The 15,401-nt window shown below is 71.1% G+C and carries 17 protein-coding genes; 11 read left to right on the forward strand and 6 right to left on the reverse strand.

Going from position 1 to position 15,401, the window contains the following annotated elements:
- Positions 1–35: 35 nt before the first annotated feature.
- Positions 36–932, forward strand: a complete 897-nt coding sequence (locus ACIPPS_RS18355; RefSeq protein ID WP_401433154.1) for an ECF transporter S component — start codon at positions 36–38, stop codon at positions 930–932.
- Between the two features lie 285 nt (positions 933–1,217).
- Positions 1,218–1,643, forward strand: a complete 426-nt coding sequence (locus ACIPPS_RS18360) for a transglycosylase SLT domain-containing protein (protein WP_401432806.1) — start codon at positions 1,218–1,220, stop codon at positions 1,641–1,643.
- A gap of 349 nt (positions 1,644–1,992) precedes the next feature.
- Here ACIPPS_RS18360 and ACIPPS_RS18365 read toward each other — a convergent pair whose 3' ends face one another.
- Positions 1,993–3,171 carry a steroid 3-ketoacyl-CoA thiolase gene (locus tag ACIPPS_RS18365; RefSeq protein WP_401432809.1) on the reverse strand — a complete coding sequence of 393 codons (1,179 nt, stop codon included), beginning with the start codon at positions 3,169–3,171 and terminating at the stop codon, positions 1,993–1,995.
- Positions 3,172–3,445: 274 nt separating this feature from the next.
- Between ACIPPS_RS18365 and ACIPPS_RS18370 the strand changes: the two genes are divergently transcribed.
- A complete protein-coding gene (locus ACIPPS_RS18370) occupies positions 3,446–4,696 on the forward strand; it encodes a cytochrome P450 (protein WP_401432812.1) in 1,251 nt (416 codons plus the stop codon).
- A gap of 140 nt (positions 4,697–4,836) precedes the next feature.
- Positions 4,837–5,505, forward strand: coding sequence for an O-methyltransferase (locus ACIPPS_RS18375; RefSeq protein ID WP_401432815.1), 669 nt, complete (start codon positions 4,837–4,839; stop codon positions 5,503–5,505).
- 173 nt (positions 5,506–5,678) lie between these two features.
- On the opposite strand, the gene ACIPPS_RS18380 is transcribed toward ACIPPS_RS18375, so the two are convergent.
- On the reverse strand, positions 5,679–5,885 hold the full coding sequence (locus ACIPPS_RS18380) for a hypothetical protein (RefSeq protein ID WP_401432818.1): 207 nt from the start codon (positions 5,883–5,885) through the stop codon (positions 5,679–5,681).
- Positions 5,873–6,064, reverse strand: a complete 192-nt coding sequence (locus ACIPPS_RS18385) for a hypothetical protein (protein WP_401432821.1) — start codon at positions 6,062–6,064, stop codon at positions 5,873–5,875. Before ACIPPS_RS18385 ends, ACIPPS_RS18380 begins: the two co-directional genes overlap by 13 nt.
- Before the next feature lie 186 nt (positions 6,065–6,250).
- On the opposite strand from ACIPPS_RS18385, the gene ACIPPS_RS18390 reads away from it, so the two are divergent.
- From ACIPPS_RS18390 to ACIPPS_RS18400, 3 genes are read left to right on the forward strand one after another with little or no spacing between them, the layout of a single operon-like run.
- Positions 6,251–6,505, forward strand: a complete 255-nt coding sequence (locus ACIPPS_RS18390; protein WP_401432824.1) for a hypothetical protein — start codon at positions 6,251–6,253, stop codon at positions 6,503–6,505.
- Positions 6,477–6,992: a DUF6879 family protein gene (locus ACIPPS_RS18395; protein WP_401432827.1), complete on the forward strand. Its 516-nt coding sequence runs from the start codon at positions 6,477–6,479 to the stop codon at positions 6,990–6,992. The genes ACIPPS_RS18390 and ACIPPS_RS18395 overlap by 29 nt, the downstream gene beginning before the upstream one ends.
- Before the next feature lie 14 nt (positions 6,993–7,006).
- The gene (locus tag ACIPPS_RS18400) at positions 7,007–7,855 is read left to right on the forward strand and encodes a helix-turn-helix domain-containing protein (RefSeq protein WP_401432830.1); all 849 of its coding nucleotides are present in this window, start codon (positions 7,007–7,009) and stop codon (positions 7,853–7,855) included.
- A gap of 82 nt (positions 7,856–7,937) precedes the next feature.
- Here ACIPPS_RS18400 and ACIPPS_RS18405 read toward each other — a convergent pair whose 3' ends face one another.
- Together ACIPPS_RS18405 and ACIPPS_RS18410 are read right to left on the reverse strand one after the other, a co-directional pair.
- A complete protein-coding gene (locus ACIPPS_RS18405) occupies positions 7,938–8,231 on the reverse strand; it encodes a hypothetical protein (protein ID WP_401432833.1) in 294 nt (97 codons plus the stop codon).
- A 187-nt stretch (positions 8,232–8,418) separates the two neighbouring features.
- The gene (locus tag ACIPPS_RS18410; RefSeq protein ID WP_401432836.1) at positions 8,419–10,167 is read right to left on the reverse strand and encodes a recombinase family protein; all 1,749 of its coding nucleotides are present in this window, start codon (positions 10,165–10,167) and stop codon (positions 8,419–8,421) included.
- Here ACIPPS_RS18410 and ACIPPS_RS18415 point away from each other — a divergent pair, their 5' ends adjacent.
- Together ACIPPS_RS18415 and ACIPPS_RS18420 are read left to right on the forward strand one after the other, a co-directional pair.
- Positions 10,168–10,512 carry an antibiotic biosynthesis monooxygenase family protein gene (locus ACIPPS_RS18415; protein WP_401432839.1) on the forward strand — a complete coding sequence of 115 codons (345 nt, stop codon included), beginning with the start codon at positions 10,168–10,170 and terminating at the stop codon, positions 10,510–10,512.
- Positions 10,509–11,021 carry a GNAT family N-acetyltransferase gene (locus ACIPPS_RS18420; RefSeq protein WP_401432841.1) on the forward strand — a complete coding sequence of 171 codons (513 nt, stop codon included), beginning with the start codon at positions 10,509–10,511 and terminating at the stop codon, positions 11,019–11,021. The genes ACIPPS_RS18415 and ACIPPS_RS18420 overlap by 4 nt, the downstream gene beginning before the upstream one ends.
- A gap of 18 nt (positions 11,022–11,039) precedes the next feature.
- On the opposite strand, the gene ACIPPS_RS18425 is transcribed toward ACIPPS_RS18420, so the two are convergent.
- On the reverse strand, positions 11,040–13,097 hold the full coding sequence (locus ACIPPS_RS18425) for a DHA2 family efflux MFS transporter permease subunit (protein ID WP_401432843.1): 2,058 nt from the start codon (positions 13,095–13,097) through the stop codon (positions 11,040–11,042).
- A 415-nt stretch (positions 13,098–13,512) separates the two neighbouring features.
- On the opposite strand from ACIPPS_RS18425, the gene ACIPPS_RS18430 reads away from it, so the two are divergent.
- The gene (locus ACIPPS_RS18430; protein ID WP_401432846.1) at positions 13,513–14,514 is read left to right on the forward strand and encodes a peptidoglycan-binding protein; all 1,002 of its coding nucleotides are present in this window, start codon (positions 13,513–13,515) and stop codon (positions 14,512–14,514) included.
- A gap of 159 nt (positions 14,515–14,673) precedes the next feature.
- Entirely contained in the window at positions 14,674–15,324 is a 651-nt protein-coding gene (locus ACIPPS_RS18435; RefSeq protein ID WP_401432848.1) for an HAD-IA family hydrolase, read from the forward strand.
- Positions 15,325–15,401 lie beyond the last annotated feature (77 nt).

The raw sequence follows: 15,401 nt of genomic DNA on the forward strand, positions 1-15,401 counted from the left end.
GCCCCGGAAGGAGCGGCCCCGCGCGCAGCGGCCCCCTGCGCGGCCGCGTCGGCCACCGCGCCACCCATCCCACCTATCCCACCCGCCCCACCCGTCCCATCCGCCTCGGGGTCCGCTCGGTGGCCACGCTCACCCTCGTCTCCGTCATCGGCCTGATCGCCGTCGGCTGGCCGCTCTTCGCCGACGGCGCATCGGCCGTCACCACGCACGCCGCCGACGCCCCCTGGTTCTTCGCGGTCCTGCTGCCCCTGCTGATCGCGGTGGTCGTCGCGACCATCGCCGACTCCGGCATGGACGCGAAGGCCGTCGCGATGCTGGGCGTCCTCGCGGCCGTGGGCGCGGCGCTGCGGCCGCTCGGCGCGGGCACGGCGGGCCTGGAGCCGATGTTCTTCCTGATGGTGCTGAGCGGCCGGGTGCTCGGACCGGGCTTCGGCTTCGTCCTCGGGGCCGTCACGATGTTCGCGTCCGCCCTGCTCACCGGGGGCGTGGGCCCCTGGATGCCGGTCCAGATGCTGGCCATGGGCTGGTTCACCATGGGCGCGGGGCTGCTCCCGGGCCCGGCGGAGGGCGGGATCCGGGGCCGGCGCGAGCTGCTGATGCTGTCGGCGTACGGGTTCCTGGCGGCGTTCGCGTACGGCACCGTCACCAATCTGTACGGCTGGGTCACGGTCGGCGGTCTCGGTACCGGGATCTCCTTCCAGCCCGGTGCCCCGGTGGGCGAGAACCTGGCGCGTTTCCTCGCCTACGTCCTCGCCACCTCCCTCGGCTGGGACCTCGGCCGGGCCGCCCTCACCGTCGTCCTCACCCTCACCGTCGGCGGCACGCTCCTGAAGGCGCTCCGGCGCGCCACGCGGCGCGCGAACTTCGAGGCCCAGGTCACATTCGAGGGCTCTGGGGAGTCCCTTCGGAGTGAGCCGCCCCACAGGACCTAGGTCACGTACGACGTGGAATAGGAGAGGGTCCAAACCGGCCTAAATCCTCCCATACGCGTACGTGCCCTGCGAAAACCACCCACCTCCGGCACCCCTGCCGTTCGGCGCGGGTCCGACTCCGCTTCGTATCGGGGGTCGTTGCGTCGCCCGTCCGGCCCTGCTTCTCTGGTGGACGTCGCCAGGCAGCAGCGCTCCAGCGCAGCTCCTCGGACAGGCCGATCACCCGCCGGATCCCGGGTTCCCCGGGCTCTGGTTCCGGCTTGCCGAAAACGTCCGGCGCACCCCATGTCCCCGACGTTAGGTCGCTTCGTGTTCCGCTCGCTCTCCCCCCGTGTCGCGTCCCGCAAGAAGTCCCTCGCCGCCACCGCAGCCGTGCTGCTCGGCGCCTCGGGTGCGGTGCTCGGCACGACGTCCACGGCTTCGGCCGCGACTCCCCAGGAGATCGCCAAGCAGATCGTCCCGGCTTCGCAGTACGCGTCGTTCAGCAAGATCGTCTCTCACGAGTCCGGCTGGAACCCCTCCGCCACCAACTCGTCCAGCGGCGCCTACGGCCTGGTCCAGGCCCTCCCGGCCTCGAAGATGTCCTCGGCCGGCTCCGACTGGAAGACCAACCCGGCCACCCAGATCAAGTGGGGCCTCGACTACATGAACGACCGCTACGGCAGCCCGAACGGCGCCTGGGCCCACTGGCAGGCCAACGGCTGGTACTAGGGCGTGTTTCGAAAGTAGCGTCGTCCGCCCGGAGGGCGGGGCCGGGGGCGTCTGGTGCGTGCGATCGCAAGGCGGAGGGAGGAGAGCGCAGCGGGCTGCGCCGACGACTGACAACGCGGCGAGCGTGCGTGCCAGGCGTCCCCGGTCAGACGGGACTTTCGAAACACGCCCTAGGAGTCACCGACGCGCAGCCGCCGACCCGCCCGGTCGCAGGCCCCGCGACGACCGGCCCCGCTTCACCGGCCCACCGGTCGCCGCACCCCGCGCACCCGCACGGCCCCGCCCTCCCCTCGGAGGAGCGGGGCCTGCGGCGTTCCCGGTGGCCCGCACCCCCCGGACGTACGCGGTCTCAGAGCCTCTGGATGATCGTGCCCGTGGCCAGCGCCCCGCCCGCGCACATCGTGACGAGGGCGAACTCCTTGTCCGTACGCTCCAGCTCGTGCAGCGCCGTCGTGATCAGCCGCGCCCCGGTCGCCCCCACCGGATGCCCGAGCGCGATCGCGCCGCCGTTGACGTTGACCTTCACCAGGCCGTCCAGGTCGCCCTCGAACTCCTGGGCCCAGCTCAGCACCACCGACGCGAACGCCTCGTTGATCTCGACCAGGTCGATGTCCTTGAGCGACATCCCGGCCTTGCCCAGCACCGCGCGGGTCGCGTCGATGGGGCCGTCCAGGTGGAAGTGCGGGTCGGAGCCGACGAGGGCCTGCGCGACGATCCGGGCGCGGGGCCGGAGGCCCAGCGCGCGGGCCGTCCGCCGGGACGCCCACATCAGCGCGCACGCCCCGTCGGAGATCTGCGAGGAGTTCCCGGCGGTGTGGACGGCGGTCGGCATGACCGGCTTGAGCCGGCCGAGCGCCTCCATGGTGGTGTCGCGCAGCCCCTCGTCGTGGTCGACCAGCCGCCACATGCCCTGCCCGGCGGCCTGCTCCTCCTCGGTCGTCGGGACCTGGACGGCGAAGGTCTCGCGCTTGAACCGCTCCTCGGACCAGGCGATCGCGGCCCGCTCCTGGGAGAGCAGACCGAGCGAGTCGACGCGCTCGCGCGTCAGGCCGCGCCGGCGGGCGATGCGCTCGGCGGCCTCGAACTGGTTGGGCAGGTCGACGTTCCACTCGTCCGGCCAGGGCTTTCCGGGGCCGTGCTTGGAGCCGGAGCCGAGCGGGACGCGGGACATCGCCTCGACACCGCAGCTGATGCCGATGTCGATGACGCCCGAGGCGATCATGTTGGCGACCATGTGACTGGCCTGCTGCGAGGAGCCGCACTGGCAGTCGACGGTGGTGGCGGCGGTCTCGTACGGAAGGCCCATGGTGAGCCAGGCGGTACGCGCGGGGTTCATGGACTGTTCGCCGGCGTGGGTCACGGTGCCGCCGACGATCTGCTCGACGCAGTCGGCCTTGATACCGGTGCGGCCGAGGAGTTCACGGTAGGTCTCGCCCAGGAGGTAGGCGGGGTGCAGGTTGGCGAGCGCGCCTCCGCGCTTGCCGATGGGGGTGCGTACTGCTTCGACGATGACGGGTTCCGCGGCCATGAGCTCGTCCTCTCCTCGCCCGGGCGGGGCGTCCCGGCACTCCGCGACGCGGGCGGTACGGGGAACTAGTACGCGTTCTAGTTCTGAGTGAAGTCTTATGACTGCTACCGCCGGTACGCAAGGGTTGTGCACGCACCGCGCCGGGCGCCCCGCGTGCGCCGATCGCCTCCACGCGGCGGCTCGGGCAACAGTTCCGGCCACATCCCTTGCGACTTGTAGAACCCGTTATTACCTTGCCGTCATCATCTGATGAACCGTCAGGAGTGTGTTGCCGATGCCCTGCCCTCACCTCCCCGAAGGGTTCGACGCCACCGACCCCGATCTGCTCCAGAGCCGTATACCCTTCCCGGAGTTCGCCCAGCTGCGCCAGACCGCACCTGTCTGGTGGTGCCCCCAGCCGCGCGGCATCACCGGCTTCGACGACGAGGGTTACTGGGCCGTCACCCGGCACGCGGACGTCAAGTACGTCTCCACGCACCCCGAGTTGTTCTCCTCCACCGAGAACACCGCGGTCATCCGCTTCAACGAGCACATCTCCCGGGACCAGATCGAGGTCCAGAAGCTGATCATGCTCAACATGGACCCGCCCGAGCACACCCGGGTCCGCCAGATCGTCCAGCGCGGCTTCACGCCCCGGGCGATCCGGTCCCTGGAGACGGCGCTGCGCGAGCGCGCCCGGGCGATCGTCGAGGAGGCGCGGCGGAACGCCGCCGCCGGGGACGGCTCCTTCGACTTCGTCACCCAGGTCGCCGTCGAGCTGCCGCTCCAGGCCATCGCCGAACTCATCGGCGTACCGCAGGAGGACCGCTCCCGGATCTTCGAGTGGTCCAACAAGATGATCGCGTACGACGACCCCGAGTACGCCATCACGGAGGAGATCGGCGCCGAGGCCGCCATGGAGCTCATCGGCTACTCGATGAACCTGGCCGCCGCGCGCAAGGAGTGCCCCGCCAAGGACATCGTGTCCCAGCTCGTCGCCGCCGAGGGCCAGGGCAACCTCTCCTCCGACGAGTTCGGCTTCTTCGTGCTGCTGCTCGCGGTGGCCGGCAACGAGACCACCCGTAACGCGATCAGCCACGGCATGCACGCCTTCCTCACCCACCCCGACCAGTGGGAGCTCTTCAAGCGGGACCGGCCGGCGACCGCCGCCGAGGAGATCGTGCGCTGGGCGACGCCGGTGGTCTCCTTCCAGCGGACGGCCACCCAGGACACCGAGATCGGCGGCCAGAAGATCCGCCGGGGCGACCGGGTCGGGATCTTCTACTCCTCCGCCAACAACGACCCCGAGGTCTTCGAGAGCCCCGAGACCTTCGACATCACGCGCGACCCGAACCCGCACCTCGGATTCGGCGGCGGGGGCCCGCACTTCTGCCTCGGCAAGTCGCTCGCCATCAACGAGATCGAGCTGATCTTCAACGCCCTCGCGGACGAGCTGCCGGATCTGACGCTCGTGAGCGAACCGCGGCGGCTGCGCGCCGCATGGCTGAACGGCATCAAGGAGTTGCGGGTCCGGACCGGCTCCTGACAGACCGGGAGGCGGGGGCCTTCCCCCCTACGCCGGGGCCTCCGCCGCCCGCCGCCCGTGCCGTTCCGGCTGCTCATGGTCGGGCACGGGGTCGTGGCGGTCAGCCGTACGCGGGCGCGTGCTGCGGTACGTTCGGCTCCATGACTCAGGATCAATGGTCCACCGTCGACCGCTACTTGACCGATCTGCTCGCCCCGGCCGACGAGACGCTCGCCGCCGCGCTCGCCGACTCCAAGGCCGCCGGCCTCCCGGAGATCGCCGTCGCCCCCAACCAGGGCAAACTCCTGAACCTGCTCGTCTCCCTGCGGGGTGCGCGCTCGATCCTGGAGATCGGCACGCTCGGCGGCTACAGCACGATCTGGATGGCCCGGGCGCTGCCCTCGGACGGCCGGATGGTCTCGCTGGAGCACAACCCGGCCCACGCGGACGTGGCCCGCGCCAACCTCGCCCGGGCGGGCCTCGACAAGATCGTCGAGGTCCGTACGGGCGCGGCCCTGGACTCCCTGCCGCAGCTGGAGGCGGAGGGCGCCGGCCCGTTCGACTTCGTCTTCGTCGACGCCGACAAGGTGAACAACCCGCACTACGTGGAGTGGGCGCTGCGGCTCTCCCGCCCCGGCTCGGTCATCGTCGTCGACAACGTGGTGCGCGGCGGCGCGGTCGTCGACGCGGAGTCGACGGAACCGGCGATCACCGGCACCCGCGCGATGTTCGACCTGGTCTCACGCGAGCCCCGGCTCGACGCGACGGCGTTCCAGACGGTCGGCGTGAAGGGGTACGACGGGCTGCTGGTGGCCCGGGTGGTGGCGTAGCGGACGGACCGGACTGATGGGGCCCGGGTCGTGGCGTGGCTGAACGGGTGACGGAGGCCGGGGGCGGCGCGACAGACGGACTGATGGGGCCCGGGTCGTGGCGTGGCGGCGCCCTGCCGCCGTGAGTCGGCCAGCCTAGAAGCCGCCGGCCCCCGCTGTCGGCCCATGCCCCCTTACGCTCGCCGCACATGGTCGGGCGGGACCAACCACTCCCGCCCGCCGCGCTCGGGCCGCAGGAACGCCATGGCTCGCTTCCGGCGCTCGCGGGGCAACTCGGCGGGATCCTCGTAGTCACGGATCAGGTCACGCGGGATGCCGACCCTTCCCGCGCCGTCCTCGACGCGCCGGCCGATGTCGTCCGGGCCGATCACTTGGGGCACTTCACGTGCTGGTAGACGGTCCTGTCGGGCTGGGACGGTTCGCGCGGCGTTCCCCGGCGACAGCGTTCGAGTGAGGCGATCGGCTTGTCGCAGGCGGGACACACCTCGCCCGAAGGGGCGTAGGTCGTGTACTCCCACTGCCGTGCGTCCGTTTCACGCTCCTGAGCCTTGCCGGGCATGTCGTCGTCCCCTCGGTCCGTCTGCGTTCCCTGCCGAGGACGCTAGGAAGACACCCGGTGGAAGTTCCACGAAATTGCATGGGTTTGCACGCCAAATCACCTGTCTCATTAGCATGTTGACGCTCTGAGCACAGGTCGACATGGTTCATGCAAGTCCGCGCAATCACCTGGACCAGGGAGTCAGCCATGGCCGTAGAGTTCGTAGGCATCGACCCGAACACCGACCGCGATCACTGCCCGACGGTGTGGGCGGACGCGGAAGCTCAGGAGATCTTGTTGCAAGGCTGGAGGCCGGACAGCGAGACTCAGGCCCGGTGCGAGGCGAGCAGCCCCGCGAACGGGCCGGTTCCCGACAACGAGGCCATCGTCAGGATTCCGGCCCGCATGATTCCGATGATCCGGGAGGCGTGCGATGCCGTCGAGCGTGCCCAGCTTCGCTGAGCTGTTGGGCCGGTGCGAGCGGTCCGCCGTACACCTGGAGATGCGTGACTCGTACGCGTCCACCGACAGGTTCGAAGCATGGAAGCGCGGCGAGCGCATCGACTGGGACGACCGCGCGTCCTGGTGGCACCCGTACGACCAGCTGATCACGGACACCGTGGCGCGGGGGGTGTCGATCCGTCGCGCCCGGATCGTCTCCGAACCCGTGACGGAGTACATCCGGTGGGAGCACTACGTCACCCACGCCAACGTCACGGCCGGCGAGGACGTCCGCTGGCTGCCGCGCCGCCGGGCCACGGACATCGCCCTCCCCGGCAATGACTTCTGGCTCTTCGACGGCGAACTCCTGCGCGTGCACCACTTCTCCGGCGACGGGGTGGTGGTGGAGGACGAGATCACAGACGACCCGGCGACGGTGAAACTCTGCGCATCGGCCTTCGAAGCCGTCTGGGACCGGGCCGTCCCGCACCACCTGTACGCGATCTGAGGACAGCCAGCTCCATGCCCCCACACCCCTCATCGAGCGTCCAGCGGGCTCGTGAAGCACTCGCGGGCCGACTGCGCGAGCTACGCAGGGACGCCGGAATCAGCGGGCGGGAGCTGGCCGTCAGGCTCCGCTGGTCGGACTCGAAGGTGTCGCGCATCGGCAACGCCAAGACACCCCCGTCCGACGCGGACATCCGAGCGTGGTGCCGGGCGTGCGGAGCCGACGACCAGGCGCCGGACCTCATCGCGGCGAACAGACAGTCCGCGGACGCCCACATCCAATGGAAACGCCTCCAGCGAGGCGGCCTGCGGCACGTGCAGGAATCCACGGAGAGCCTGTACCGGCGCACGCGCCTCTTCCGTGTCTACGTCTCCGACGTGATCCCCGGCTTCCTCCAGACACCGGGATACGCGACGGCGCTCCTGTCGTCCATCGCGGACTTCCGGGGAACACCGGACGACGTGACAGAGGCAGTCAAGGTCCGCATGAGACGAAACGCGGTGCTGAACAACGCGGCGCACCGGTTCTCGTTCGTCCTGGAGGAATCGGTCCTGCGCTACCGGCTGTGCACCGTCGAGACGATGGCGGCGCAGCTCGGTCACCTCCTGGCGGTCATGGACCTCCAGAACGTGGCCGTGGGCATCGTCCCGTTCTCGTCGCAGCGAACCGTCTGGCCCATGCCGACCTTCACCATCTTCGACGACACGAGGGTGCACGCGGACACCTTGGACGCCGCGTCCACACTGACGCAACCAAGCCAAGTCGAGCTCTACGCACGAGCCTTCGACCGGCTGTCGCAAGGGTCGGCACGGGGAGCCGCCGCACGCACGCTCGTGACGTCCGCCTTGTCGTCGCTCGGCTGACCGTCCGGCTTACTGCGGAAACGCAAAAAGGCCCCTGTGCCCTCTCCGGCGATGGAGAGGGCACAGGGGCCATATGGCGGCATCAGCCGTTCAGTACGCCGGTGAGGCGTGCGGCTGCCTTACCGCCGATGAGAGCGATGCCGCAGTAGAAGTCGATACGGGTGCGGTAGACAGGCTTGTCATGCGACTCGCCCAGGTCGGTGGCCTGAACACCACCGTTGGTGAGTCCGGAGACACCGGCGTCCGCCTCGGTCGCCCCGAAGCGAACGGCGTAGCTGTCACCGGTCTCCACACCACCGGTCCCAGTCGTCAGCGGCAGCACGTCCGTACCGTCGAGACGCTGGCCGGCATCCAGCAGCGGGATGCCGTTCCACATGACCGTGGGCTTACCGGCTATGTCCGCCCGCTGGTCGGCCCCGCTGCGGGCACAGCGAAGCCCCGGCGGTCCGTGAGGGACTACCGGGGCTTGGCTCGGGCGACCCGTAAACCGGCGGGGCTCAGGAACGCCATACGGCCCGCCACCCGCTTTCCTGGCGGCGGACCGTGTAGACCTCTCAGGCGGCTCAGGCTCCCGCAGAGTCAGGCGCCGCAGCCCATCGCACGACCACCCGGTCCCTCGTGTTCGCGTTCCGGCCCCTGCCGACAGACTTGGTGATCCTCACGGAGTCGATGAAGAGCGCCAGGAACTCCCGTTTCTTCTCCAGGTCCCACGCCGCCCATGTCGAATCCTCCCCGATGGAATCTCCGTCCACGCTCGTCCACTCGTTGGGGATCTGGATGCTTCGACTGCCGGTCGCCTCCAGTTCCGCCAGCCGTTCGGCCGTCCGCTCCTCGTGGGCAGCCAACCGCGCCATGGACTCCCTGAACATCTGCGCACCCGTCTCGTCGGCGTAGACGCCGGCCAGCCGGTCCACGTGAAGGATGCGGCGGGACTCCCGTACGTGCTCCAACTCGGCTCGTACCGCCGCGCGTTCCGCGTCTCGCTGGGACGTGTCCTGTTGGCGGGCGAAGCGCCGTGACGCCTCGGCCAGCCATTCGAGGTCTTCCGGGTCGTCGGGGTCCATGGCCATGAGACGGGCCCACACCCGCCCCGCCGTCTCGCTGTCCGCCGCGTCCTGGCCGATGACGAGACCACCGTGGCCCGGGACCAGTCCCCCGGCCCGGTTGCACTTGTAGTAGAGCTTCCCGGCCCGTCGGTCAGTCACCATTACCGATCCGCAGACGTCGCAGAACAGCAGTCCGTGTCCAGCCAGCAGAGTGGGGACGCGTCGGCCCGCTCGTACGACCACCTGCGTCCGGCCGTCCAGCACGTCCTGGAGCTTCCACCATTCCTCCGTGGGGATCAGCGCTTCGTGCGACTGGACGGGCTGCCCTTCGTCGTCACGCAGGATGACGCGCTTCCCCGTCTTGCCCGGGATGGGATTGCCGTCGGCGTCCTTGGTCGCCTGTACCCGTCCTTGCCACTCGATCGCGTACCCCGCAAGGCGCGGGTCCCGCAGGATGCGGAGGACGGTGGACGATACCCACGCCGGGCGCTCCACGGCTTCCGAGACTCCACGCGCACGGCGCGAGGCGAGGCGCTTGGCCCCCGACTCCCCCAGGGACACCGCCTTCGTGGGAACGCCGTCCTCATTGAGTCGCTTGGCGATCTGCGAGGCGGACACGCCCTCCGCCGCCCACTTGGCCATGTCCCGGACGTGTGGGGCTTCCACCGGGTCCGGGACGAGTCGGACGACGGACAGCTTGCCGCTGGTCGCCCTCTCCGACGTGAAGCCGTACGGGGCGACGCCGGAAACGTGGCTACCAGCCCGCCGCAACGTGTCCTTGGTGGCAGAGACGTAGGCCGACTTCATGTCGGACTCCTGCTGTGCCAGGCCTGCGATGATCGCGAGGATTCCGACACCGACCGGCGTGGACGTGTCGAGGTACGGCTCCTCGACGCTCACCAGCCGGACGCCGTGCGCCTCCAGCTCCTCGATGATGCGCATCGCTTCCAGCGCGCCACGGCGTGTCAAGCGGGACAGCGAGAAGACCACCACGGCGTCCACGTGCCCGCCGCGCACGGCCGTCATCATCTCTTCGAACCCCGGGCGGTGGATGCTCGGGTCCCATCCGGACTTGCCGACGTCCTCGAAGTGGCCCGCGTCGCTCCACCCCTTCGACGCGATCAGCGAGGAGCACCGTTCGCGCTGCGCCACGGGCGATGCCTGGGAGTCGTCCTCACGCCGCTTTGACTGGCGGATGTACGAGACTGCACGTACGTGATCAAGGCTCGGCGCAGCGCCCGGCCTGTGCTTCCTGAGAGGTGTCATGTGCCTAGTGTGGTAAAGATCAACGTCCTGACCGTCCCGGCCGAGCAGCGGGAGGTTCTGGAGCAGCGCTTCGCCTCCCGCGCGGGCGCCGTGGAGGGCTCCGACGGCTTCGAGTGGTTCGAGCTGCTGCGGCCGCTGGAGGGGACCGACCAGTACCTGGTGTACACCCGCTGGCGCAGCGAGGAGGACTTCCAGAACTGGATGAGCGGTTCCATGCGGGCCGCGCACGGGGGCGGCGGCCAGGGCGCGGGCGGTCCGGCCGGCGGTGGCGAGCGGCCCAAGCCGGCGGCCACCGGGTCCACGCTCTGGTCCTTCGAGGTCGTCCAGCAGGCGTCCCCGAAGTGAGCGGATCCGGCACCAGCGGCTGGTCGTTCCTCCCGGAGGACGTGCACACCGCGGAGGCGACGGCCCTGCGCCGGGACTACTACGACGACGTGGCGAGCCGCTACTGGCGGCGGCCCGCCACCTCGGCGGAGATCGACGAGGGCCTGGCGGGCGACGGCGTGGAGCGGCTGGCCTCGCCGACGGGCCACTTCCTGGTGGGCCGGTACGACGGGAAGCCGGCCGCCTGCGGCGGCGTGCTGCTCCTCGACCCGGAGCGCGCCGAGTTGACCCGCGTGTTCCTGCGCCACGCCTTCCGGGGCACCGGCGGCGCCGGGACGCTCCTCGGCCGGCTGGAGGAGGCGGCACGCGACCTGGGCGCGCGGCGGATGGTCCTCAACACGCGGCTCGACCTCGTCGAGGCCCGCGCGCTGTACGCCCGCCACGGCTACACGGAGATACCCGCGTACTGCGAGGGGCCGTACATGGACATCTGGTACGGGAAGGATCTCCAGGCGTCGCCCGCACCTTAGGGGGTGCACACGACGCCCCTAGGCGTGGTGGTCCCGGGGCGGTTCGGGCGCGTGCGGGCGCTCCGCGTCCGAACCGCTCAGCTCCGCCGTCAGCTCCTCCACCAACTGCACCAGGTCGGTGGGCCGGTCCGGCCCCCACCAGTCGCCGAGCAGCTCGGCGAGCGACTCCTCGCGCGCCTTCGCCAGCCGGGTCGCGGTCACGAGCCCTTCCTCGGTGAGGATCAGCTGGAGCCCCTCCCGGCGCGCCAGACGGCGCTCCTCGATCTGCCGGGACGCCTCGGTGATGGCCCGCAGCGGTACGGGGGTGGTCTCGGCGAGCCGCGCGGGTTCCACGGTCCCGTGGCGGCGGATCCGCAGGAGCAGCCAGCTCGCGGCCGGCAGCAGATCGAGTCCCGCCTTGGCCGTGATCTTCTCGTATATCGCCTTGCGGCCCTCGCGCGAGCCGAGCACGGACAGGGCCCGCGCGCACTCGTCGTACGAGGAGCGTTCCACGGGGTTGGAGGCCAGGGTCTGGCTGGTGTCGGGGGCGGTGACGGAGCCGCGCAGCTTGTCCTCCTTGAGGAACCAGGCGACCGCGAAGGCGACCAGGACGACCGGCGCCGCGTAGAGGAAGACGTCGGTGATCGAGGTCGCGTACGCGTGCAGGACCGACGGCCGCAGATCGGCCGGGAGTGAGTCGATGGCGCGCGGGTCGGCGGCGATCCGGTCGGGGCTCGCCCCCGGCGGCAGCGACTGGCCGGCCAGCGCGTCGTCGAGCTTGGTGTGGAGCCGGTTGGTGAAGATCGTGCCGAAGACGGCGACGCCGAAGGAGGCTCCGATGGACCGGAAGAAGGTCGCGCCCGAGGTGGCGACGCCGAGGTCCTGGTAGGAGACGGCGTTCTGCACGACGAGGACGAGGACCTGCATGACGAGGCCGAGTCCGGCGCCGAAGACGAAGAAGTAGGCGCTCATCTCCCAGGTGGAGCTGGTCTCCGTCAGCTGGTGGAGCAGCAGCAGCCCGAGGGCAGTGATGCCGGTGCCGGCGATGGGGAAGACCTTCCAGCGCCCGGTACGGGAGACGATCTGGCCGGAGGCGGTGGAGGTGATGAGCAGGCCGAGCACCATGGGCAGCATGTGCACGCCGGACATGGTCGGGGTGACGCCCTGGACCACCTGGAGGAAGGTCGGCAGGTACGTCATCGCCCCGAACATCGCGAAGCCCACGACGAAGCTGATCACCGAGACGAGGGTGAACGTCCGGATGTGGAAGAGCTTCAGCGGCAGCACGGGCTCGGCCGCGCGCTTCTCGACCCGGACGAACCACACCAGGAGGACGGCGCCGAGGACCGCGAGTCCGATGATCTGCGGGGAGCCCCAGGCCCAGGTGGTGCCGCCGAGGGAGGCCACGAGGACCAGACAGGTGGCGACCGAGGCGATGAGGAACGTACCGAGGTAGTCGATGCGGTGCCGGGTGCGGCTGACGGGGATGTGCAGGACGGCGGCGATCACGAAGAGGGCGACGACGCCGATGGGCAGGTTGATGTAGAAGACCCAGCGCCAGGAGAGGTGTTCGGTGAACAGGCCTCCGAGGAGCGGGCCGAGGACGCTGGTGGCGCCGAAGACGGCGCCGAACAGCCCCTGGTACTTGCCGCGCTCCCGGGGTGAGACGAGGTCGCCGACGATCGCCATGGACAGCACCATGAGCCCGCCGCCGCCCAGGCCCTGGAGGGCGCGGAAGGCGATGAGCTGGGGCATGTTCTGCGCGATGCCGCAGAGCGCGGAGCCGATGAGGAAGATGACGATGGCGGCCTGGAAGAGCTTCTTCCGGCCGTACTGGTCGCCGAGCTTGCCCCAGAGCGGGGTCGCGGCCGTCGAGGCGAGCATGTAGGCCGTGACCACCCAGGAGAGGTGTTCCATGCCGCCGAGCTCGCTGACGATCGTCGGGAGGGCCGTGGAGACGATGGTCTGGTCGAGCGCGGCGAGCAGCATGCCGAGGAGCAGGGCGCCGATGGCCACCATCACCGAGCGGTGGCTCCCGGTCTCCCCAGGTACCGGGCCACCACCGCCGAGGTCCGCCGTACGTTCGTCCTGAGCCATGGGCGCCTCCTCGCTTCCGTTCTCTCCCATCCTGAGTGGAATGTCCGGTTACGGCCTGCGGAAACATAGCCGTTCCGTTGGGCCGGACGGGCGGCCTGCATAATCGCTGCCAGTTGAACTGGGGAGGGGACCCACCATGACCGGACACGTATGTCCTGAATGCGGTGGACACAGACCGGGCTGCGCCTGCTACCGGGCGGAGGTCGCGGCGGCGGAGGATTTCGACCCGTTGCGGATCCGTCCGTACGTGACGCTGGAAGCCGGCGGGGAGCCGGTAGGTGAGCCGCCGACACGGCCGGAGGTGGGGCCGACGGGCGGTGTCGGGGCGGGGGCCGGGCGCGCCGGCGCGGAGGTCGGGCGCCCTGAGGCGGAGGTTGGGCGCTCGGGGGCGGAGATTGGCCGGATCGGCGCGGAGGTGGGGACCGGGCCGGAGGCCACCGCGCCGGTCGGGCCTGCGGCGGGGCCGGGCGAGCCGCCGGGCGAGCCGCCGCTGCCCGCGCTCGGCGCGCCACCGACGGCGCGGCCGGACCCGACGGAGACCATGCCACTGCTCCTGCCGGGGGTCAGGGATGGCTCGTACGGGGGCGAGCCGTACGGAGACGGGCCGCACGGAAACGGGCCGCACGCGGAGGGGTCGCGCGACGGCGGGCGGCACGAAGGCGGGCCGTACGGAGACGGGTCGCACGACGGCGGGCCGTACAGAGATGGGCCGCACGAAGGTGGGCCGTACGGAAACGAGCCGTACCGTGACGAACCGTACGGGGACGCGTCCTACGAGCCCGAGCGGCCGGCCACGCGCCGGCGCGGCGCCCTCGTGGCGCTGGCGGCGGCGGTCGCGGTGGCGGTGGTCGCCACGGCGGCGATCGCGACAGGGCTGCTCGGCGGGGACGGCGGGACGGACGACCGGGCGGCCATACCCACGCCCACGGTGAGCGCCTCGGAGAACGTGGCGGTGTCGGAGGCCCCGCCCTCCCCCTCCTCGTCGCCTCCGGCCTCCCCGACGGCCTCCGGATCGCCCTCGGCCTCGCCCTCCGGCTCGCCGTCCCCCTCCACCCGTTCGGCGGAGGCCACCGCCACACCGACGGCCACGGGCGGGGGCGGCGCGACCACGCCGGCCGGACCGCCGCCGCCCTCGGCCACTCGGACGACGACCGCGCCCACCTCCCCCACCCGGACGCCCACCGAGGCCCCCCAGGGCCCGACCCTGCGCTACGGCGACACGGGGCCGGAGGTCGAGGAGCTCCAGCGGCGGCTGAGGCAGGTGTCCGCGTACCAGGGCGACGTCGACGGCCGGTACTCCCGGCAGGTCCGGCGGGCGGTGGAGTGGTACCAGTCGTGGCAGTACATCGAGGAGGACGAGGAGGGGGTGTACGGCCCGGAGACGCGCCGCGCGCTGGAGGCGCAGACCACGGGCTGACGCCCGCGCACTCCGGGTTCCGGGGGTCCGCGATGCGGGACGGATTGGCGCCGAAGGCCCTCCGTTTTGTATCGTCGAGGAACAAAGTGGCCCCGCCCGCACCCCCTGACCGGCGGGCGGGACCGCTCTGCTCTCCTCCCACCCCTCTGGAGACCCCGGATGCCCGCGCTCACCGCCCACGCTCTCCTTCTCGACATGGACGGCACCCTCGTCAACTCGGACGCCGTCGTCGAGCGCTGCTGGCGGCGCTGGGCCGAACGGAACGGCCTGGACCCGGAGCAGGCGCTCAAGGTGGTCCACGGCCGCCAGGGGTACGCCACGATGGCCGTCCTTCTGCCGGACCGGCCGATGGAGGAGAACTACGCGGACAACCGGGTGATGCTCGCCGAGGAGACCGCGGACCTCGACGGTGTCATTCCCGTGCCGGGCGCCGGCGCCTTCATGGCCGCCGTGGACGAGCTCCCGCACGCCCTCGTCACGTCGGCGGACGAGGCGCTCGCCCAGGCCCGGATGGGCGCGGCGGGGCTGCGGATGCCGGAGACCCGGGTGACGGCGGAGCGCGTCGGCGCGAGCAAGCCGGACCCGGAGGGCTTCCTCAAGGGCGCGGCGGAACTGGGCGTCGACCCGGCCGACTGCGTGGTCTTCGAGGACTCCGAGGCGGGCATCCAGGCGGGCCGCGCGGCGGGTATGCGCGTGGTGGGCGTGGGCCCGAGGGCGGCGGCCTTCGCCCCGGACGTCCACGTCATGGACCTCACGGAGATCACGGTCGAGGCGACCACGGAAGGCATCCGCCTGACGTTCGCGGAGTGATCGCGGAGTGAACCCCGGGACTCACCCCGCTCGCCGAGTGACCGCGGGGTGAGCCGAGCCACGGGGCCCACCACCAG

The sequence above is a fragment of the Streptomyces sp. NPDC090127 genome (genome assembly GCF_044746945.1).
Taxonomy (GTDB): Bacteria; Actinomycetota; Actinomycetes; order Streptomycetales; family Streptomycetaceae; genus Streptomyces.